Below are 21580 nucleotides of genomic sequence, written 5' to 3' on the forward strand. Positions count from 1 at the left end.
CGATAAAGATGTATCCGGCAGGCGAAATCGGTAACCCTCTCAGGCGTGGGATTGCATAATGCTCAATATATCGTGGGACCCTGTGTTAATCGCTATCTCTTATCTGGTGGCGTTTATCGCCTCCTTTGTGGCGCTGGACAGCGCCGGAAAGATCCCCCTCTCCAGCCGAAAGGCTGCCCTGTTCTGGCGCATTGCCGGTGGGGTCACGCTGGGCATTGGCATTTGGTCGATGCACTTTATCGGCATGCTGTCGATGCAAATGCCCATGATGATGAGCTACGACCTCTGGTTAACCCTTGCGTCACTGGGCGTCGCGGTGGTTGCATCAGCCACGGCACTTAATATTGCCGTCGCGGGCAAAAAACTTTCTCCCTTTCGACTGATCTTTGCCACGGCAATCCTGAGCGCTGGCGTGGTGTCGATGCACTACATCGGAATGGCGGCCCTGATGCTGGATGGCAGCATCATCTGGGATCGCCGCCTCGTGGGGTTGTCCGTGGTTATTGCGGTTGTTGCCTCCGGCACGGCGCTGTGGCTGGCTTTCCGCCTGCGGGATAAACACAAAGGCGTCTTTATCAATCGCATTCTCGCGGCCTTCGTCATGGGTGCCGCCATTTGTGCGATGCACTATACCGGCATGAGTGCCGCGCGGTTTCAGGAAATGGCGCATACCCTCCCGGGCGGGATCGGCGAGCTGGGGTTATCCATCTGGGTGTCGGTCACCACGCTCTGCCTGCTCGGCGTGATGTTAATCATTTCGCTGATCGATTCCCACCGGCGCACCAACCGGCTGACGGATAATCTGCATCAGCTCAACCGCCAGCTTGAGCTACAGGCGCGTTTTGACGCGCTCACCGGGCTCGCAAACCGCCACCAGATGGATCTCCGCATGCAGGATTGTCTGCGCAGCGCGCTGCTGAGCAAGAAGCCATTTGCGGTTATTTTCCTGAACGTCGATCACTTCAAACGCGTTAACGATACGTGGGGTCACAGCGTCGGTGATGAGCTATTGATCACGGTCGCGCAGCGCATCACGGCCCGGCTCACGCGCGAGATGACCCTGGCAAGGCTGGGAGGCGACGCCTTTATCCTGCTGGTGCCGGAATGTGACGACGACAGACTCAACGCCCTGGTCACCGCGCTGCTTGAAGACGTGCGACGCCCTCTGTCCGTCTGCGGACATACGTTAAGCACGACGATCAGCGCGGGCGCCAGCCTCTATCCTCAGGACGGCGAAACGCTGCACGAGCTGAAGCTCAAGGCGGATGCAGCATTACATCGCGTCAAGGAAGATGGCCGCAACGGCTGGGCGATTTACCGGGCCGAGATGTCAACGGCGATCCCGGCAAAACCCGGTTTCCTGCAGGAGCTTTCTCAGGCGCTTGAGCGCGATCAGTTTGAACTGTGGTACCAGCCAACCTGGCATGCCGGAGAGAAAACCATTCACGGTTTTGAAGCCCTTCTGCGCTGGCGGCATCCTGAGCAAGGGGTTGTGCTGCCTAATCTGTTTATCCCTTCCCTGGAACAAACGGGCTTAATTATTCCGGTAGGTAACTGGGCCATTGAAGCGGCATGCCGACAGCTTCATTTCTGGACAGAGCAAGGTTTCAGCCAGTGGACGCTGTCGCTCAACCTATCCCCCATCCAGTTTGAACAGCCTGATATTTTCCAGATCGTCTCGTCGATGCTGGAAAAATATAGCTTGTCTCCGTCCCGGCTGATCCTTGAGGTAACGGAAAGCACCGCGCTTAAAAATCTCGACCGCAGCATTGAGTTGCTCAATGCGTTTAATCACGCGGGGATCGTCGTCTCGATTGATGATTTTGGGACGGGCTATTCCAACCTTCTGATGCTGAGCGTGCTGCCAGCAAAAGAGCTCAAGATCGACAGAAGCTTTGTCACGTCGATGCTGGAAAATGAAAAAAGCTACAAGCTGGTTGAAACCATTATCAGTATCGCCCGGACCATGGAGATGAATGTGGTGGCAGAAGGGATCGAGACGGAAGAACAGCAGGCGGTTCTCACCCGTCTCGGCTGCGATTACCTGCAGGGATATCTTTTCTCCCGCCCCTTACCTGCCGAACAGGTACCGTGGCTACTGCTGCAGATAAACTCAGACAAACAGATTATACCCATTAATAAAATTCAAACGGACCCCGCATTTATTTCTCAAAAAAATCATGCCTGACGGGGTTAAGTGGAGTATGTTTCAAGGGAGTACACGCGAGTCAATTCTGTCATGATTGTCAGGCACATGTTGTCGATGAACAGGAAACGCCTATGTCGCAACCTTGTTTTGATGCGTTGAATGTAATTAAAACACCCGTGTGGCTCGTTTCACCCGTGTTGGAAAAGATCATTTTTGCGAATGTGGCCGCAACGCAGATCATGGGGGATAAAACGCTCGATGACCTGCGCAAAGGGATCTATTCAGCCAGTGCGCAAACCGTCCTGTCGATGTATGTATCTGAACTGAAAACAGAGCAGGAGATCGTCGAAATCTGGACAACAAGCCGGGATGGACAGGATACGCCATTAAGCTGTCGCCTCTCGCTTGCCCACTACGCGCCCTGGGGCGATGTGATTGTTTTCGAGGGCATCTCCCAACAAATACTCTCAGGATTGAAGGCCAGCCGTTCCGCTACCTACCGTCGGAAAAAACAGGGTTTTTATGCGCGCTTTTTTCTGACCAACAGCGCCCCGATGCTGCTAATCGATCCGGCCCGCGACGGCCAAATCGTCGATGCAAATCTGGCCGCGCTCAATTTTTATGGTTATTCACATGATGACATGTGCAGTAAGCATACCTGGGAAATCAATACGCTGGGGCGAGATGTGATGCCCATTATGACTGCAATTGCCGCGCTGCCCGGTGGTCACAAGCCGCTCAATTTTGTTCACCGCCTTGCCGATGGATCCACCCGCCACGTTCAGACGTATGCCGGGCCCATTGAGATTTACGGTGACAAGCTGATGCTGTGCATCATCCACGATATCACCGAGCAAAAAAGGCTGGAGCAGGAGCTGGAACATGCGGCGTTACGTGACTCCATGACGGGGTTACTCAACCGGCGGCAGTTCTACGCGATTACCGATCAAAGCAATCTGAATAAACTTCCCGCGCAGCAGCAATTTAGCCTGCTGCTGGTGGATACCGACCATTTCAAAAACATTAATGACCTGTTCGGCCATCTGAAAGGCGATGAGGTGCTTATCGCCCTTTCCCGGACGCTGGAAGACTGTAGTCGGGAGGGCGATATGGTGTTCCGCTGGGGTGGCGAAGAGTTCGTTATCCTGCTGCCGCGCACCTCTCTCGACACTGCGATGCAGATTGCCGAGTCAGTCCGTGCAGCCGTTGCCCGCATTACGATTCCAGGCTTGCCGCGGTTTACCGTCAGCATTGGCGTGGCGCGGCACAATCAGGGTGAAAGTATTGACGAGCTGTTTAAGCGTGTGGACGATGCGCTGTATCGCGCTAAAAATGACGGACGCAATAAAGTCCTTGCGGCATGAAACTGGAGTATCCGGAAAAGCCCCGCTACAATGCCCACCTCGAATCAATTAGCGTCAGGTGGGTAAAAACCGCAATGGGAAAAACAGAAATAATACTCACCTTAATTATTTTACTCCTTATTATATTTGGCTTCTGGTTTATTTTTAGCGGTGAGATCTGGTATCTCGTCGAGTTTCTGGAAAATAGCCTTTACCCGACCTTCGACGCACCGTAACGCACGTTTAATCACTTGTTTCACCTACCGAATATGTCAGGTATCTGCTTCCCTTACAGCCGCGTAAAATACGCGGCGTTATCCTCCAACAACGTTGATAACGAATCACTTATTCATTTGCTTATGTTGCCCGTGCTCTGACGGGCTTTTTTATTTCCGGCAATTCAGCCACGCCAGGCTATATCTTAATCATCTTTATTGATAGAGGTGAGGAAAGATGAGCAAGAAGATCCTGATGCTGGTTGGCGATTACGCCGAAGATTACGAAACCATGGTGCCTTTTCAGGCGTTGCAGATGATTGGTCATCAGGTGGATGCGGTCTGCCCCGACAAACCGAAGGGCGATTACATCATGACGGCAATCCATGACTTTGACGGCGCCCAGACCTACAGCGAAAAGCCCGGTCACCGCTTTACCCTCAACGCCGATTTTTCAGCCGTAAAGGAGCAGGACTACGACGCGCTGCTCATCCCCGGCGGGAGAGCGCCCGAGTATCTGCGATTAAATGAGGACGTCTTAAAGCTGGTACAGGCATTTGACGCCGCGCGTAAGCCGATTGCCGCAGTGTGCCACGGCCCACAGCTGCTTGCTGCCGCGGGCATCCTGAAAGGACGAACCTGTAGCGCCTACCCGGCCTGCGCGCCTGAAGTCCGTCTCAGCGGCGGACACTACGCCGCTATCGGCATCGATCAGGCCCATGTAGACGGTAACCTGGTGACGGCTCCCGCATGGCCCGCGCATCCGCAGTGGCTGGCGAAGTTTAATGCGCTGTTAGAATAACAGAGACCCGGCATCGGGCCACGCATAGCGAATGAAGCGGTACCGCGTTTTGCAGACCTGGCGCGAGAATGCGCCAGGCCTCATAAAACATCAGTGCTTCTCGATATACATGGTCCGGCTATACGCCACGTCTTCCGGGTTATTGATGGGGTAGCCTTTCACCCAGGGCTTAATCAGGCGACCATTGGTGTACTGGTAAATGGGCGCGATAGGCGCTTTCTCCAGGAGGATTTTCTCCGCCATGTTGTAGTCCGTATTACGCGCTTTCGCCGTGGTTTCCAGCGTCGCCTGGTGGATAATTTTATCGTAGGCCGGGTCGTTGAAACGCGAGATATTGCCGCTGTGGGTGGAGGTCAGCAGGGACAGGAAGGTCGACGGCTCATTGTAATCGCCTACCCATGACGCGCGGATCACGTCAAAATTGCCGGTATTACGGCTGTCGATATAGGTTTTCCACTCCTGGTTTTGCAGTTTGACGTCCACACCGAGATTTTTCTTCCACATGGACGCCACCGCAATGGCGATTTTCTGATGGTTTTCCGAGGTGTTGTACAGAAGGGTCAACTTCAGCGGACGCTGCGGGCCGTAACCTGCGGCCTGGAGCAAGGTTTTCGCCTGAGCGTTCAGCTCCTGCTGGGACATCTGCTCGAACGGTGAAGGCTCAGGGGTGAAGCCCGCCGTCACGTCAGGGGTGAAATGCCAGGCCGGCTTCTCGCCTGTACCTAATACCTTTTCCGCCATAATGCGGCGATCGATAGTCATGCTCAGCGCAAGACGCACCCGGGCATCGGCCGTCGGGCCCTTTTGCGTGTTAAACGCATAGTAATAGGTCCCGAGCTGAGGCGGCGTATACACCTGTCCCGGAATGTCCTTCAGGAGCTTCTGATACATGTTTTTCGGGAACGATTCGGTGATATCAATATCTCCCGCCAGATAGCGCTTAGTGGCGGAGGATTCCTGATTAATCGGAATGAAAGTCACTTTTTTCAGGACAGTTTTCGCATTGTCCCAGTAGTGCGTATTCGGCACGACAACCAGTTTTTCATTCACCACCCGGTCGTTCAGGACGTACGCGCCGTTACCCACCAGAGCGCCCGGACGCGTCCACTCTTTCCCGCTTTCAACGTTCGCTTTTTGCACCGGATAGAAGGCAAAGTTCGCCGTCAGGTTGCTAAACCACGGGAGCGGTTTGTCCAGCTGGACGCGTAAGGTTCTGGCATCCACCGCCGTCACGCCCAGGGTATCTGGCGCCGCTTTGCCATCGATAATGGCCTGCGCGTTGTTGATGCCTGCCAGCGCCGCAAACCAGGCAAACGGAGACGTGGTTTTCGGGTCAACCAGACGCTGCCAGCTGTAGACAAAATCCTGCGCGGTAACGGGCGTACCGTCAGACCATTTCGCGTTATCGCGCAGGGTGAACGTCCAGATACGGTTATCGTTGCTCTGCCAGCGCGTCGCCACGCCGGGGGTCAGCTCCCCTTTCTCGTTCTGATTCACCAGCCCTTCGAAAAGATCGCGAATCACCTGAATCTCGGGTAATCCCACCGCTTTTGCCGGATCGAGCGAAGCCGGCTCGTCTTTGATATGCCTGACCAGCTCCTGTTTTTGCGCCAGTACCGTGCCCTGGGGCACATCAGCAGCGTACGAGAGTGTAGAGAGTCCGCACAGGTACAGTGCAGCGCAAAGACGCGAAACAGGATGCTTCATAAGATCCCCTTTGATGAATTCAGGTAACAAGCAGATGCGTAATTATTTGTTTCGAAACAGAGAAATGCAAATACCTTACGCCTGAATAGTGATTTAAGGCAATTCTCAAGCGTTACGGAAACTATTTGATTAACAGCGGGTTTTGCACAACACTGCCAGTAGAGACTTCTTTATCAGGATTTCGTATGGCAATCACCCGACCACGAGCGGAGCGCGGGGCCTTTCCGCCGGGCGCTGAGCAATATGGCCGCTCATTTTTAGGCGCATCGCTGATCTGGTTCCCGGCGCCCGATGCCGATCGCAGCAGCGGTTTGATCATTGCCGGCACGCACGGAGACGAGAACTCGTCCATCGTCACGCTTTCCTGCGCGCTGCGGACGCTGACGCCTTCATTGCGCCGTCACCACGTGATTCTTGCCGTCAATCCGGACGGCTGTCAGCTTGGATTACGGGCGAATGCGAGGGGCGTTGACCTGAACCGTAATTTCCCGGCGGCAAACTGGCGCGCCGGAGAAACGGTTTATCGCTGGAACAGCTCCGCCGAGGAGCGGGACGTGGTGCTGCTGACGGGAGACAAGCCTGGCTCGGAGCCGGAAACGCAGGCGCTGTGCCAGCTTATCCATAAGATCCACCCCGCCTGGGTTGTCTCCTTCCACGATCCGCTGGCCTGCATTGAAGATCCGCGTCACTCCGAACTGGGCGCGTGGCTGGCGCAGGCTTTCGCCCTGCCGCTCGTCACCAGCGTGGGCTATGAAACCCCCGGATCCTTCGGTAGCTGGTGCGCCGATTTGAGCCTGCCCTGCATCACCGCTGAATTCCCGCCGATTTCCTCCGACGAAGCCAGCGAAAAATACTTAAACGCGATGATGGAGCTACTGCGCTGGCAGCCTCAGAGATGAAGCACGCCGCTGGTAAAATTAAGCGCAGGTGAAACGTCAACCGCCAGCCACGTCGGGCCGTCCAGATCGGCAAAACGGACCTGATTGACCAGCGGCAGCGCCGCGCCGATCGCCCGGGATGTGCAGAGCATGCATCCCAGCATCAGGGAAAAGCCCTGCGCCTGCGCCTCCGCCGCCAGGGCCAGCGCTTCTGTCAGCCCGCCGGTCTTGTCGAGCTTGATATTGACCATCTCATAGCTGCCCTTAAGCGCGCTCAAATTCTCGCGGGTATGACAGCTTTCATCCGCACAGACGGGCAGCGGATGGATAAAATTCTTCAGCGCCGCATCATCCTTCGCTGGCAGAGGCTGCTCCAGCATCGCCACGCCCAGGTCAGCCAGCAGCTGGCATCGCGCTGCAAGCCCCTCGGGATGCCACGACTCGTTGGCGTCAACAATCAGCGTGGCCGAGGGAACCGCCGAGCGAATGGCGACCATCCGCTCGCTGATCAGGCGATCGTCGAGCTTCACTTTTAACAGCGTGGCCCCGGCGTCATAGAGCGCTTTTGCGCTGGCGGCCATCTGCTCCGGCTCACCAATCACGACCGTTTGCGCCGTCACGACGGACCCCGGCAGCGCCACCCCCAGCAAGGACGTCAGCGATTGTTGCTGCCTGGCGGCCTCAAGGCTCCAGAGCGCACAGTCGATGGCGTTACGCGCCGCCCCGGCGGGTAAACGCTGCTGTAACGCCTCGCGCGTGAGCCCTTTTTGCAGCTCTGCCACCAGGGTCATGATATGCGCCATCACCGACGCAGGACTTTCTCCATAGCGCGGGTAAGGCGTACATTCCCCAACGCCTTTAACCCCCTCTTCTTCGATTTCAACCACGACCACGCTGGCTTCACTTCGACTGCCGCGGGAGATCACAAACGGGGTATGCAATGGCCAGGCTTCTTCATAGACCTTAACGCTTCTCATCACTGACTCCTTGCGGCCCGGAAAGGCGAAAAATTTGGTTTGCCGTGTTATCCGCTGATGGCATACACTAGCCCCGACGTTAACTATATGTAAACAGGAAGATATCTATGTCACAACTCGTTCATTTTCAGGGCAACCCGGTTGCTGTTGCAGGTTCCATTCCGCAGGCTGGCAGCAAAGCGCAGGCTTTTACTCTGGTGGCTAAAGATCTGTCTGACGTCACACTGGCTCAGTTTGCGGGTAAACGCAAAGTACTGAACATTTTCCCAAGCATTGATACCGGCGTTTGTGCCGCGTCCGTGCGTAAATTCAACCAGCTGGCGACTGAAATGGACAACACCGTTGTGCTGTGCATTTCCGCTGACCTGCCGTTTGCCCAGTCCCGTTTCTGCGGTGCCGAAGGCCTGAGCAACGTTATTACCCTCTCCACCCTGCGCAGCGCAGATTTCCTCGAGAAATACGGCGTCAGCATCGCGGAAGGCCCACTGAAAGGTCTGGCAGCACGTGCCGTACTGGTTCTGGATGAAAACGACACCGTTGTCTTCAGCGAACTGGTTAACGAAATCACCACCGAGCCGGACTACACTGCCGCGCTGGACGTGCTGAAAGCATAATAAGTACTTAGCATTCTATACAACTTATTCTCAACCTCGCCGCGGCGGGGTTTTTTATTATAATAAAGCTGAATCGTTAAAGCATAAATGCTCACAAATCACATTAGTCATGCAATAAAAACGTCGACGCGTAACATTAACGTGATCAATAACGCATAATAATCGTTAAAATTCTCTATTTTCGACCGCAGTGAAGCACATCACATTTCCCTTTTTGCCTAAACATTAGATTTGCTTACGAAAGAAAATAATCGTTTCAGCAAAAAGGATAAAATATGAAAATTAAATTCGCTTTTACGCTCCTTGCGGTACTGATTTCTGGCCATGCAGCGGCCAAAACCTGGGTGCTGACAAGCGCTGAAAGCAGCGTAGAGAAAGGAAACTGGAAGATTTCCAGTGATGAGCTGAAAGTTAAAGACCAAACGTTCAGCATTGAGCAAAAAGTCTTGCACGGTGGTAAACAGGAAGGCAGCAAAGTCATCATAATCAGCAGTAAAGACGGCCTGACAATTACCCTGAGCCCGACCCGCGGGATGAACCTTCTGCATGTAGAAGGCTTTGGTACCCGACTGGGGTGGAATTCGCCCGTTAAAGAGGTCGTTAATCCGGCATATATCAATCTTGAGAGCCGCAACGGTCTCGGCTGGCTGGATGGTTTCAACGAGATGATGGTGCGCTGTGGCTATGAGTGGACAGGACATCCGGTCACCGCTGACGGGCAAATTTACACCCTGCACGGCAGGGCCGGTAATACCCCCGTTTCGCAGGTCGAGGTTGAAATCGCCGATGCCGCCCCGCATGAGATCCGCGTTCGGGGTTTGATCAAAGAGAGCACGTTTAAAAAATCGGATCTGCAAACCATGACCGAACTGCGCTACGTTCCCGGAACCAACCAGTTCAGTCTGCATGATGTTCTGACCAACCATGCGGATTACCCTCATGATTACCAAATCATCTATCACAGCAACTTCGGCACGCCGATCCTCGAAGAAGGCGCCCGCTTCCTTGCGCCGGCGGCGAGCGTGAGCCCGTTCAATGACTACGCCAAGGCGGGCGTTAACGACTGGCAAACCTATGCCGGGCCGACAAAAGGCTTTGATGAGATGGTCTTTAACATTAAACCACTCTCGGACAATAACCACGAAACGCTTGCGGCGGTGGTCAATAAAGCCGGAGATAAAGGCGCGTCAATCCAGTTTGATACCCGCCAGCTGCCCGTGCTGACCTTATGGAAGAACACCGATACGCTGAAGCAGGGCTACGTCACGGGCATTGAGCCGGGCACCAGCTACGCCTACCCCGTTACGATTGAACGCGAGCAGAAGCGGGTTAAGCAGCTGCAGCCCGGTGCCAGCGCGCAGTTTGACCTGACCTATACCCTGCTGCACAGCCCGCAGCAGGTGAAAGAGGTCGAAAACAGGATTGCATCGATTCAGGGAGAGACAAAAACAGACATCGTTAACACGCCGATGGCGAAGGAATAAACGCAAAGTAAAAAGCCTCTTTACAGAGGCTTTTTGTTATTCGTCGCCTTTCTTATGATTCAACCCATACTCACGCAGCTTGTTCGCGATCGCGGTATGCGAGACGCCAAGGCGTTTTGCCAGCTTGCGGGTGCTGGGATAGCTGCGGTACAGCTGCGTCAGCACTGAACGCTCAAAACGGCTGGTAATATCGTCCAGCGAACCTTCCATCGCCTCTTCGCCAACCGATACCGTCCCCGCGTCGTAATCAGGCAACAGAATATCCTGCGGACGCAGTTCATAGCCTTCCAGCTGGGTCAGCGCGCGATAAACGGCGTTTTTAAGCTGGCGAATGTTGCCCGGCCAGCCGTAGCGCATCAGCACCGTGCCGAGATCGGCAGACAGCTTCGGACGCGGCACCCCCTGCTCGTCGGCAAAGCGGGCGACGAACAGCTCCGTGAGCGGCATGATGTCCTGCGGGCAATCGCGCAGCGGGGGAATATTCAGCGTCAGGACGTTGAGGCGGTAATAGAGATCTTCGCGGAAGATCCCCTTTTGCACCAGTTCCACCAGGTTTTTCTGGGTGGCGCAAATGACGCGCACGTCCACATGCACTTCGTGATCCTCACCGACGCGGCGGAAGGTTCCGTCGTTCAGGAAACGCAGCAGCTTAGCCTGCATGCGCGGCGACATTTCGCCGATTTCGTCCAGCAGCACGGAGCCACCGTTAGCCTGCTCGAAGAACCCTTTCTTGCCTTCCGGCGCGTGACCAAACAGCTCGCTTTCAACGGCATCTTCCGGAATAGAGGCGCAGTTAAGTGCCAGATAAGGCTTAGCCGCACGCGGGCTCGCCAGATGCACGGCGTGAGCCAGCAGGTCTTTCCCGGTGCCGGTATCCCCGGTAATCAGCAGCGGCGCGGTCAGGCTTGCGAGCTTGCGCGCCTGGTCAACCACATGACGCATTTTCGGGCTGACGGCAATAATCTGGCTGAACGCGCCGACATCCTGACTGGAGAGGTTTTGCAGCTGGCGCCCCATGCGTAACGTTGAGCGCAGCATAATCACCGCCCCGGTCAACACGCGGGTATTCCCTTCCCCTTTCAGATAGACCGGCGTGATCTCCATCAGGAAATTTTGCCCGTTAATCACCACATGCTCGCTAAGCGTGTTCTGCGGATTGCTGTCCAGCCAGCGCTGGAAGTTAAAGCCGGGGATCAGCTGCGCGGCGTTATGATTGCTGAGCTTCTCCTGGCTCTGCGCGAAAAGCTGGCAGCTCGCGTGGTTAACGCGCTCAACTTTGCTTTTCAAATCCAGGGAGAGGAACGGCTCAGGCATCGCTTCCAGCAGCGCGCTCAGCGCCAGGTGCTCACGTTCAGAGGGCATCCAGGGAATGGTGCGTACATCCGTAACGCCAGCGATACGGCGGATTTCCGCCATCAGGCTGCTGAAGGTATTAAATTCAATTTCGGCAAAATTGAGGTAAATTCGCCCGACAGGATCGATCTCAATGCCACGTAAATCAATGCTACGTAAAACAAGAAGATCGAGTAACTCGCGGGTCAGACCGAGACGGTCTTCACAGAAGACTTCAAGACGCATGGGAAATTCACCGTTTTAAGCCAATAACAGTAAAATGATATGCCAGAACACGGTGATCGGGAAGATGGCTGTCAACAAATATTGACAGCCAGCACGATAAGTGAACAAAACCTCACGGAGCCGGTTTTTTATTGAGCGTCTCTTTGAGCTGGCCGATCAGCTCGCGCCTGAAATCCCCCAGACGGGGCTTATCGCCGTCAATCCACGGCAGCGGACGGCAGACCTCCATCGCTTTAATCCCCAAACGCGCCGTCAATAATCCCGCGCCGATCCCCTGGGCGGCACGAGCGGAAAGACGCGCCGCCAGATCCTGCGACATCCAGTCCATTCCGACTTCGCGCACCAGTTCACTCGCCCCGGCAAACGCGATATTGAGCAGGACCAGCTTGAACAGCCGGAGTCGACTGTAGTAACCCAGCTCTATGCCGTAAAGGTTCGCGATACGGTTGATCAGGCGCAGGTTACGCCAGGCGATAAAGGCCATATCGACCAGCGCCAGCGGGCTGACGGCAATCATCAGGGTGGATTCCGCCGCAGAACGGCTTATCTCGCGCCGTGCCTGGGCATCCAGCACTGGCTGAACCATATGGGAATAGAGCGTCACCACTTCCCGGTCATTCTGGGTTTCATGGATGGCGGCATACCAGCGCTGAAGCGCCGGATGCGACTGATCGATTCCGGCCTGGCTGGCCAGCTTTTCACAGAACGCGCGGCCTTTACCGGTGCCGTGACTGTGGAGCAGATCCCGCGCTTCATCACGCTCGTGCGCGCGCTGGCGTAAACGCCAGAGCCGCCGCCACTCGGTGGCAACCGACCCGATACCCGCTCCCACAATCAGCGCGCCCGCGGCACATCCGCCCAGCGCGACCCAGTCCTGAGTTTGCCAGGCATTCATCGTCCACTGCACCCCCTGCCCAACCACGCTTACGCCAAACAGCGCCAGACCGGCGGTGACCATCCTGCGCCACAGGCTGCGTTTTGGACGCAGGGCGGCTTCCACAACCGCCTCTGCCGGGCCTTCCTCGACGCCGGGCTCCTCTGTCAGGGCCGGAGCAAAGTTATCAGCCTGCGTGCCGCTGAACGTCTGCGCGGTTTTGAACGCCTCCTGAGGATCCTGCTCAAGCGTTCCGGTAAAGTCTATGCGCGGTTTTAACGGTTCCGTCATCGCAATTTATCTCCAATCAAAAACTCCAGCGCCGCATCCAGACGGATGTGTGGTAATGGCCTATCGACGCTCATTGCCTGCGGGCGGAAGGCTTCAAACTGGAAACCCTGATTCTGCCAGAAGGCCTGGCCCGGCAGCCGCGCAGGCACTTCGCCCGGATAGACGGTAAGCGGTTCACCGTTGCTGAGCCGGTTCCCGCGTAATGCCGGTATTTTCTCGCCGTTAAGATCAATCAGCCCGCTTTGCGTTGCCTGCACGGACGCAAGCCCAAGGCAATCCATGCCGATCCCTTCGAAGGCGGCGTTTTGCCAGGCGTCCTGCACCAGCTGCTGCAGCAGCGATACCATATTGGCATGCTGGTCGACCGTGACGTGATCGGCCTTGGTGGCCGCAAAGAGCAGTTTATCGATCACCGGTGAGAACAGACGGCGAAACAGCGTCCGCTGCCCGTAGTGAAAACTTTGCATCAGCTGCGTCAGCGCCAGGCGCATATCGTTGAAGGCCTGCGGCCCGCTGTTGAGCGGCTGCAGACAATCCACCAGCACAATCTGACGGTCAAATCGCAAGAAATGGTTTTTATAGAATCCCTTGACCACTTTTTCACAGTAGTAATTGTAACGCTCGCGCAGCATCCCGGCGTTAGTGTGCCTGTCGGCCTGCGCCAGCTTCGACTCGCCCACTCCATCCACGTCCGGCCAGGGGAAGAACTGAAGCGCAGGCGCGCCCGCTAAATCACCCGGCAGGACAAAGCGACCCGGCTGAATGAAGTGCAACCCTTCCTGTTTGCACTGGTGCAGATACGCCGTCCAGGATTCGGCAATGGCCGCCAGACGGTTTTCATCGGCCGGCGCAAGCGGGTCCAGGCCTTCGCACAGCTGTCGCCATTTGGCCGACCACCCGGCGCGCTGCCCCTGCAACAAGCCCGTCATCTGGCGGGACCAGCTGAGGTAATCCTGCGCCAGCATCGGCAGGTCGAGCAACCATTCACCGGGGTAATCGACGATTTCAAGGTACAGCGTAGAAGTATCCTTGAAGTGGCGCATCAGGGATTCATTGGAGCGAAAGCGCAGCGCGAGGCGAATTTCACTCACCCCTCGCGTCGGCGTCGGCCACATGGGCGGATCGCCATAGAGCTGCGCCAGCCCTTCGTCATAGGTAAAACGTGGAATCCCAAAATCACGCTGAGGAACGCGCTTCACGCCCAGCAGGCGTTCTTCCCGCACCGCGCTGAGCAGCGGCAGACGCGCCCCGGCGTGCAGGTTCAGGAGCTGGTTCACCATCGCGGTGATAAACGCCGTCTTACCGCTGCGGCTCAGCCCCGTCACGGCCAGACGCAGATGACGGTCAACGCCACGGTTCACCAGTGAATTGATTTCGTTTTTAAGTCGCTTCATCGCCGTCCTTCGTTGCCTGGAAGCCTTGAATGCATGGCTTCAGAATACAATAAATGGGGGCAGATCGTTGATTATCAATTCTTATTTATTGCTATTGCCGTTTTCTCTCCAGTAAGATGAACGGTATTGCTGTCAGTCCGGAGTGAGTAAGGTGTATGTCACCCACCATCTATGATATCGCACGGGTTGCGGGCGTATCGAAATCAACCGTTTCCCGCGTTCTGAATAAACAAACGAATATTTCTCCAGAAGCGCGTGAAAAAGTGCTGAAGGCGATTGACGAATTAAATTATCAGCCCAACAAACTGGCCCGCGCCCTGACCTCTTCAGGCTTCGATGCCATTATGGTTATTTCGACCCGTTCAACCAAAACCACTGCCGGTAATCCTTTTTTTTCCGATGTCCTGCATGCCATTACGGCAAAAGCGGAAGAAGAAGGATTTGACGTTATTTTACAAACGTCAAAAAGCAGCGAAGATGATTTGCTGAAATGCGTGAGTAAAATAAAACAGAAGATGATCAAAGGGATCATTATGCTGAGCTCACCGGCAAATGAATCCTTTTTCACCACGCTGGATGCGTATGGCGTACCGGTGGTGGTTATCGGTAAAGTGGAAGGTGAGTATCAAAATATCTATTCCGTCGACACGGATAATTTCCATGACAGCGCCACGCTGACCGAAACCTTTATTAAAAACGGACGCCGTAAAATTGCCTGTCTGCATGCCCCGCTTGATTATCATGTTTCGATCGACCGCCTTGCGGGCTATAAAGCCAGTCTGGAAAAGCACCATATTGCCCTTAACCCGGACTGGATCAGGGATGGCGGTTATACCCATGAGAGTGCGCTTACGGCAGCGCTGGAATTGTTGTCTTCACCCACGCCGCCTGATGCAGTATTCGCTACCGACAGCATGAAGTTACTTAGCCTCTATCGCGCGGCGGATGAGTTGAACCTGATGATCCCGGAGCAGGTGGTGATAGCCGGATACAGTGACCCGATGCTGTCTCTCATTTTAACGCCCTCGCCTGGCGGCTTTGATATCCCCACCCGAAAACTGGGGGAAGAGAGCTGCGATCTTCTTTTCAGGCGTATTGCGGGTCATCCCGCCCCGCAAAAAGTGCTGGTTGATACCCACTTTTTGTTGGCTGCTTCCCTTCGCTAAAGCCAGGGGCGAAGTGCCCCTGGCGTGCAGTCGGTCAGAACGCGTAGTTTACGCCAACCCCCGCATAGTGGAAGCGGTCGCTCTCGCCTTCATCGTGGTTTTCCCACTCATACGCGTATTCCAGCGTCATGGATAAACCATTGTTGAAATCGTAAGCGTAGAGGAGACCGAGTCGGTTGAAATCGTGTCCTTCACGCTCAGGATCGTCCTGCCAGTCCCAGTTCGACCAGCGATCGAGCCCCAGGCGGGTATAAGGCGTTAAGGTGGTCTGGCCTAACAAAATGGGCAGATAGGCACGAATTTCCTGAGTAGAAAACTCGCCGTTATTACGGGAACTGTCCATATTGAAGCCGCGCTCTAAATAATAATTCACTTTAGCCGCAAAGGTTTCGTTAATGGTCCAGGTAAAGCCCGTTTCGGTTTCAACGCGGCTGTCGGCATAGCCGGTTTTTTGCAGATCGTTAGCAAACTGATACATGGCAAACCAGCCGCCAAAACGCCAGTCATCGGTTAATTTAATATCCCAGTCAGGCTGAACTTTGTAGCGCTGCATATTAGCGCTGCCGTCTTTGGCACCGTGCTCATCTTTAAAGTGATAACCATAATTACGGAAGCCGCCGGTCAGACCGAAGGTGAAATTATCGGTTCCGATAAAGCGATAGCGTAATTGAAATTCAGGACGATCGAAATAGGTTCCACGGGTCATACTGCTGTAATCAACCGGCCCCTCCTGATACATCGCCAGCGAAATAGTCCACGCATCCCAGGTTGCATTAAACCACACGGAAGGTTCATATAATCCATCTTTATCGTCGCCCTGCCCCTCAACGTTTTCGATTTCATACATTGCGCCAATATTAAATTCCCACTGTTTAGCTGCTTCTGATGCTTGTGCACAGCTAACTCCTGCGCACAGAACGAGCGCAGCACTTCTTAGTAGAGTACTCATTTAATTTTCCCTTTATAAGTAACAAACAAAAAAACCGGAAATTTTCATTTCCGGCGAACACCTTTCTTATCTAATAGCCGCTTCGGTTTCAGCGTCGAAGAAATGGCACTTATTCATATCGAACTGGATGTTGATATTATCCCCTGCGGCATAATCATTCGCCGCGCCAGCGCGAACCACCAGCTCATGACCGCCAACGGTGGCGTAAAGCATGAATTCCGCGCCGGTCAGTTCGGCTACGCTGACTTTCGCCGCGATATTTTTACCACTGCTCTGCAGAGTGAGAATATCTTCCGGGCGGATCCCAAATACCACCGCTTTGCGCTGATACCCTGCGGCATTCAGTGAAGCGAGTTTGTCTTCCGGGATCGCCAGACGCAGCGTTTCCGTGACGAAATAGCGATCGTCGATAGCACCGCGAATAAAGTTCATGGCTGGCGATCCAATAAACCCAGCAACAAACATGTTTGCCGGTTCGTTGTATACCTGCTTCGGAGCGCCGACCTGCTGAATAATTCCGTCTTTTAAGATCACGATGCGGGTCGCCATCGTCATGGCTTCCGTCTGGTCGTGGGTCACGTAAATCATCGTGGTGTTGAGCTTCTGGTGCAGCTTGCTGATTTCAGCCCGCATCTGCACGCGAAGCTTGGCATCAAGGTTGGAGAGCGGTTCATCCATCAGGAACACACCCGCTTCGCGCACGATCGCCCTGCCCAACGCCACGCGCTGTCGCTGGCCGCCGGACAGCGCGCCCGGTTTACGCTTGAGGTACTCGCGTAATCCGAGGATCTGTGCCGCCCAGTTAACGCGCTCGTCGATAACCACAGGCGCAATTTTTTGCATCTTCAGGCCGAACGCCATGTTGTCGTAGACCGTCATATGCGGATAAAGCGCATAGTTCTGGAACACCATCGCGATATCGCGTGACTTGGCGGGCACGTCATTCATGCACACCCCGTCAATAATCAGTTCACCCGCGCTGATCTCCTCCAGACCGGCAATCATGCGCAGCGTCGTGGATTTCCCGCAGCCCGAAGGCCCGACGAAGACGATGAACTCCTTGTCTTCGATTTCGAGACTGAAATCCTTAACCACGTGGACCTGGTTATCATAGATTTTCTGAATGTGTTTCAGGGACAGTTGAGCCATTGTTAATTCCTTATCAATACGTCCGGGATGCCCAAAACTCGGTCAGGCATTTCCAGGTCAGTTCCCGCGTTGAATGAAGTTGTAAACCCGCATGGTTCAGGCCAGATCCAATCCCAACCGATAGCATTCCCGCCGCGTTGATCGCCTCAACGCCTGCAGGTGCATCTTCGATACCTATAGCCTCGTCAGGACGCACATTCAGGCCTGCACAGGCAGCAAGGAAGATCTCCGGGTCTGGCTTTGAGCGGCGAATACGGGAAGCATCGGCGCAAAAATCGAAGGCCTGATGAATGCCCAGCGCGTGCAGGATCCCCGGGGCATTCAGGGATACGGAGGCGAGCCCAATTTTGACCTTCGCCGCACGGATATCCGCCAGCACGTCGCGAATACCCGGAAGCAGTGAATCCTCCGTCAGCGACGCCAGAGACTGGACATAGAGCGCGTTCTTTTTCGTCGCCAGCGCGAGGCACTGCTCATGGCTGAACATTCCCTCTTTCCCGCCATGCTTCAGGATGCGCTGCAGGGAATCCATGCGGCTAATGCCCTTCAGCTGTTCGTTAAATACTTCGTCGAAGGTGATGCCGATTTCATCCGCCACTGCACGCCAGGCCAGAAAATGGAGGTGTGCGGTATCGGTGATCACACCGTCCAGATCGAATACAACCGCCTTAAGCGTCATGGCGCCTCTCCGTGGTAGCGGTCCCATTAACAGGTGCAAGAAAATCCTTATAAGCGCAAACTGTCCGCCCCGATACGTGTAGCGTCTTGCCCCACAGCGTCAGCATGGAAGGTGCCGAAGCTTCAATGGTTAACACCTCGTTTTCACAGGTGAAGTGCAGCGTTGCATTCCGCCATCGCAGCGGGAATGTGAGTTTTTGCCAGTGAGCTGGCAGTTTAGGCGCAAGATGCAGCTCCCCTTCTACAATCTGCATACCGGCAAAGCCCTGAATGACGCCGGACCAGATAGCGCCGGTCGCAGCGGCGTGAATTCCGTCATCGCAGCTGTGCGGGTCGTCCCCAAGATCGATGGCGACGCCATCGCGCCAGAAGGCGTAGGCACCTTCGACGTCACCACAGCGGGCAGTCACAATGCCGTGAATGGCCTTGCTCAGCGAAGAGTCATGGATCGTGCGGGGCTCGTAGAACGCCAGATTGGCGGCACACTGCTGCGGGGTAAACCGCTCCGGCAACAGGTAGGTAAGCATCACCACATCAGCCTGCTTAAGGATCTGCATGTCGTTGACTTCCGCGCGGGAATAATCGAGCAGAATGGTCTGCTTACCCGCTTTGGCTTTGTAGCGGCTGAGATCAATGGCCGGTTTGACCATGAAGGTATCATCCTGCGGGATCACACCGTCTGAATTGGCCTCCGGCAGCCATAAGCACGTCAGAAACCGTGTCGCTTTCTGCGTAAAACCTTCATCCTCGCGCCCAAACATCGCCATAAACTGGCGAGCGCAGGCGACGTTGTGCCAGGCCAGATAGTTGGTATACGCGTTGTTGTTCACATGCTCGGTGTATTCGTCCGGTCCGATAACGTCATGGATTTCGAGACGACCATTAATTTCCGTCGCGCGGCCCATCCAGAACGCAGCGGTTTCCATCAAGAGCGTCAGACCTTCATTCCGCATAAAGGTCTCATCGTGCGTCGCCTGCCAGTAAGCGACGACGGCCCAGGCAATGTCCGCCACGATGTGGTGTTCCGCCAGCGCGGAGGCCACCTTCTGGCGCGTGCCGGTTCGGATGTTGATAGCCGCGAACTCCGGCGTCTCTTCCAGCCCGCTGGCGGCGCTTTCCCATGGGAACAACGCGCCGGGCCAGCCGTTGCGACGGGCTTTTTCCCGCGCCCCGGCCAGGTTGAGCCAACGATAGCGCAGCAGACTACGAGCGATTTGAGGTCGCGTGAAGAGATGGAAAGGCAGCAGGAAAATTTCGGTATCCCAGAAGACGTGGCCTTTATACCCCTCTCCCGTCAGCCCTTTGGCGGCGATACTGCTTCGCTCATCATGGGCTGGCGTCATGGTCGTCAAATGCCAGACGGCGTAATCCAGCGCCATCTGATCCTGATGTTCCGTAGAGTCCACCTCCACCCGAGCGTTACGCCAGACCTCTTGCCAGGCACACGCCGAACTCTCAAGCAACGCGTCGTAGCCTCTTGCCGCACAGACCTTAAGATCGGCCAGCGCGTTGCGGGCAAAAGACGCCTGCGACAGTGCTTTATCGCTGCGATGTGCCACCCAGGCGATTTTTTCAAGCGTGACAGTGTCACCCTTAGCAATCGTCAGCGAATGATGAACGCTGAGACGACGATTTTTGGCGGTGAAACAGCTGTCGCTCTTCGCTGAGAGCTGACAATACGCTGAAACAACAATCTCAGACGCGCGGTCCTGCGTTTCATATACGCCCTGCATATATTGCTGGTCGAACACTCTGACCGACACTTCATCCAGATGCTGTCTGCCGCTGTTCGTTTGCGTTGCGTCAATGCCGGTTTGCAGCACGGCCTGCGTGGCGGCATCGAGCGGTGTAATCGAAAGCTGCATGGCCACTAAGGGCAACTGGTCTAGCGACACAAAACGACGGCTCTCCAGACGATAGCGTTTCCCGGCAGGCGAGCGCCAGACGACGCTGCGACGAAGCTCGCCATTAGCAAACGCCAGCTCGCGCCGCCACTCGAGGATTTCGCCTGACAGGAGCGTGAAATTGACGCTATCCAGCTCAACATCAATACCGATGATATCCGGCAGATTGATTAGCTCAGTGGTCTCGTTGCGACCAGCACGATGATAGAGGCCCGCAAGATACATGCCTCTGGTTTGCTGGGTGTAATCTTCTTCGTGCGCAGCCCGGATCCCCATGTAGCCATTACCGCAGGCCATGATGGAGGCGTATTTATTCAGGCTGTGTGGACAAAAGTCCGGGTCGGTTAATACAGACACGTTTAGCATAACGTCACGCTTTCCCCTGTTTCTGCTGATTCATACAGCGCGGCGACGAGCTGCTGGATAACCAGCCCCTGCTCCGCATCAGCGATCATGACGGGCTCTCCCTGCACATGCCGTACGAAGGCATCCATACTGCGCATATGACGCCGATCGTCAGCCTCTTCACGCTGCGTGAGGGTGACTAAAGTACCGGCTTCGTCGTTGTAGATGTGCGCCGGGAACAGCATGGCGCCCGCCTTTTCACCGCAAAATGCGACGTTCATGATGGATTGTTCACGGATATTGAGCGCAAACGACGTGTCCAGACGCAGAATGCCGCCGTTACAAAATTCAATGGTGCCAAACAGAGCATCTTCAACGGTAAACTGCGTGGGATCCCACTCGCCAAACTGGCCGCTGCTTTTACGATTTCCCAGCCTCTGGAAGCTGTGTGCCGTCACCTTTTTTACCGCCGGGAACCCCAGCACGTACATCGCGGCATCGAGCATATGGATGCCGATATCAATCAGCGGCCCACCGCCCTGAAGCGTTTTGTTGGTAAAGACGCCCCAGCCGGGAACCCCGCAGCGGCGTAACGCCTGCGCCGTGGTGTAATAAATTTCGCCCAGCGCCCCCTTCATCACAGCTTCACGCAGCAGTTGCGTATCGAGAGCAAAACGATGGTGAAAATCATACGCCAGCACTTTTCCCGCCTTGCGCGCGGCCATGCGCATCCGATCTGCCTCCTGCGGCGTCATTGCAGGCGGTTTTTCACACATCACGTGGCAGCCTGCTTCCAGCGCTGCCATGACGTGCCCGAAATGGAACCGGTTAGGCGAACAGACGCTCACCACATCCGGTTTAACCGCCTCGAGCATCTCTCGCGCATCCTGCCATGCCGAGGAAATACCATGACGTTCCGCAAACGCCCGAGCCTGTTCAGGATGGCTGTCCATGACAGCCACCATCTGAACATCCCTGCGCGTGGCGTAATACGAGGCATGCACTTTATCCGCGACCTGTCCGGCACCAATGATGGCGACGCGCAGAGGCGAAGGTGTAGAAGCACTCATCACGCTCGTCATC

At 55.3% G+C, this 21580-nt stretch carries 18 protein-coding genes; 8 read left to right on the forward strand and 10 right to left on the reverse strand.

Annotated features, from left to right (window positions below; translation table 11 throughout):
- The first annotated feature begins 58 nt into the window (after positions 1–58).
- The 4 genes from SPH27_RS02970 to SPH27_RS02985 all read left to right on the forward strand — a co-directional run bounded on the left by SPH27_RS02970 (position 59) and on the right by SPH27_RS02985 (position 4509).
- On the forward strand, positions 59–2188 hold the full coding sequence (locus tag SPH27_RS02970; protein WP_182071722.1) for a putative bifunctional diguanylate cyclase/phosphodiesterase: 2130 nt from the start codon (positions 59–61) through the stop codon (positions 2186–2188).
- 92 nt (positions 2189–2280) lie between these two features.
- Positions 2281–3513, forward strand: coding sequence for a sensor domain-containing diguanylate cyclase (locus SPH27_RS02975; protein ID WP_182071723.1), 1233 nt, complete (start codon positions 2281–2283; stop codon positions 3511–3513).
- Between the two features lie 74 nt (positions 3514–3587).
- On the forward strand, positions 3588–3728 hold the full coding sequence (locus SPH27_RS02980) for an Ecr family regulatory small membrane protein (RefSeq protein ID WP_021240268.1): 141 nt from the start codon (positions 3588–3590) through the stop codon (positions 3726–3728).
- 217 nt (positions 3729–3945) lie between these two features.
- Positions 3946–4509, forward strand: coding sequence for a DJ-1/PfpI family protein (locus SPH27_RS02985; protein WP_033145709.1), 564 nt, complete (start codon positions 3946–3948; stop codon positions 4507–4509).
- Positions 4510–4599: 90 nt separating this feature from the next.
- Here the strand turns inward: SPH27_RS02985 and SPH27_RS02990 are convergent, their stop codons facing one another.
- Entirely contained in the window at positions 4600–6216 is a 1617-nt protein-coding gene (locus SPH27_RS02990; protein ID WP_182071724.1) for a peptide ABC transporter substrate-binding protein, read from the reverse strand.
- Positions 6217–6401: 185 nt separating this feature from the next.
- On the opposite strand from SPH27_RS02990, the gene mpaA reads away from it, so the two are divergent.
- Complete coding sequence (gene mpaA, locus SPH27_RS02995) at positions 6402–7115, forward strand: murein tripeptide amidase MpaA (RefSeq protein ID WP_045889286.1); 714 nt, start codon at positions 6402–6404, stop codon at positions 7113–7115.
- Here mpaA and ycjG read toward each other — a convergent pair.
- Positions 7106–8071: an L-Ala-D/L-Glu epimerase gene (ycjG, locus tag SPH27_RS03000; RefSeq protein ID WP_182071725.1), complete on the reverse strand. Its 966-nt coding sequence runs from the start codon at positions 8069–8071 to the stop codon at positions 7106–7108. The genes mpaA and ycjG overlap by 10 nt on opposite strands.
- 107 nt (positions 8072–8178) lie before the next feature.
- Here ycjG and tpx point away from each other — a divergent pair, with 107 nt between their 5' ends.
- Positions 8179–8685 carry a thiol peroxidase gene (tpx, locus tag SPH27_RS03005; protein ID WP_023335907.1) on the forward strand — a complete coding sequence of 169 codons (507 nt, stop codon included), beginning with the start codon at positions 8179–8181 and terminating at the stop codon, positions 8683–8685.
- A 275-nt stretch (positions 8686–8960) separates the two neighbouring features.
- Complete coding sequence (locus SPH27_RS03010) at positions 8961–10169, forward strand: aldose 1-epimerase family protein (protein WP_182071726.1); 1209 nt, start codon at positions 8961–8963, stop codon at positions 10167–10169.
- A 36-nt stretch (positions 10170–10205) separates the two neighbouring features.
- Here the strand turns inward: SPH27_RS03010 and tyrR are convergent, their stop codons facing one another.
- The 3 genes from tyrR to SPH27_RS03025 form a co-directional block, all read right to left on the reverse strand.
- Positions 10206–11747, reverse strand: a complete 1542-nt coding sequence (gene tyrR / locus SPH27_RS03015; protein ID WP_023312028.1) for a transcriptional regulator TyrR — start codon at positions 11745–11747, stop codon at positions 10206–10208.
- A 112-nt stretch (positions 11748–11859) separates the two neighbouring features.
- Positions 11860–12912: a YcjF family protein gene (locus tag SPH27_RS03020; RefSeq protein WP_045400123.1), complete on the reverse strand. Its 1053-nt coding sequence runs from the start codon at positions 12910–12912 to the stop codon at positions 11860–11862.
- Positions 12909–14306 (reverse strand): YcjX family protein, encoded by a 1398-nt coding sequence (locus SPH27_RS03025; protein WP_182071727.1) that lies wholly within the window; start codon positions 14304–14306, stop codon positions 12909–12911. Before SPH27_RS03025 ends, SPH27_RS03020 begins: the two co-directional genes overlap by 4 nt.
- Positions 14307–14461: 155 nt before the next feature.
- Here SPH27_RS03025 and SPH27_RS03030 point away from each other — a divergent pair, with 155 nt between their 5' ends.
- A complete protein-coding gene (locus tag SPH27_RS03030) occupies positions 14462–15472 on the forward strand; it encodes a LacI family DNA-binding transcriptional regulator (protein ID WP_033145717.1) in 1011 nt (336 codons plus the stop codon).
- Positions 15473–15506: 34 nt separating this feature from the next.
- On the opposite strand, the gene SPH27_RS03035 is transcribed toward SPH27_RS03030, so the two are convergent.
- The 5 genes from SPH27_RS03035 to SPH27_RS03055 all read right to left on the reverse strand — a co-directional run bounded on the left by SPH27_RS03035 (position 15507) and on the right by SPH27_RS03055 (position 21570).
- On the reverse strand, positions 15507–16421 hold the full coding sequence (locus SPH27_RS03035) for an OmpG family monomeric porin (protein ID WP_033145718.1): 915 nt from the start codon (positions 16419–16421) through the stop codon (positions 15507–15509).
- A gap of 66 nt (positions 16422–16487) precedes the next feature.
- A complete protein-coding gene (locus tag SPH27_RS03040; RefSeq protein ID WP_039262901.1) occupies positions 16488–17570 on the reverse strand; it encodes an ABC transporter ATP-binding protein in 1083 nt (360 codons plus the stop codon).
- Between the two features lie 13 nt (positions 17571–17583).
- Complete coding sequence (gene pgmB, locus SPH27_RS03045; protein ID WP_047061000.1) at positions 17584–18249, reverse strand: beta-phosphoglucomutase; 666 nt, start codon at positions 18247–18249, stop codon at positions 17584–17586.
- The gene (locus SPH27_RS03050) at positions 18239–20518 is read right to left on the reverse strand and encodes a glycoside hydrolase family 65 protein (protein ID WP_182071728.1); all 2280 of its coding nucleotides are present in this window, start codon (positions 20516–20518) and stop codon (positions 18239–18241) included. Before SPH27_RS03050 ends, pgmB begins: the two co-directional genes overlap by 11 nt.
- Positions 20512–21570 (reverse strand): Gfo/Idh/MocA family protein, encoded by a 1059-nt coding sequence (locus SPH27_RS03055; RefSeq protein WP_182071729.1) that lies wholly within the window; start codon positions 21568–21570, stop codon positions 20512–20514. Before SPH27_RS03055 ends, SPH27_RS03050 begins: the two co-directional genes overlap by 7 nt.
- Positions 21571–21580: the final 10 nt, after the last annotated feature.

The organism is Enterobacter sp. A103 (assembly GCF_034427535.1).
Taxonomy (GTDB): domain Bacteria; phylum Pseudomonadota; class Gammaproteobacteria; order Enterobacterales; family Enterobacteriaceae; genus Enterobacter; species Enterobacter asburiae_B.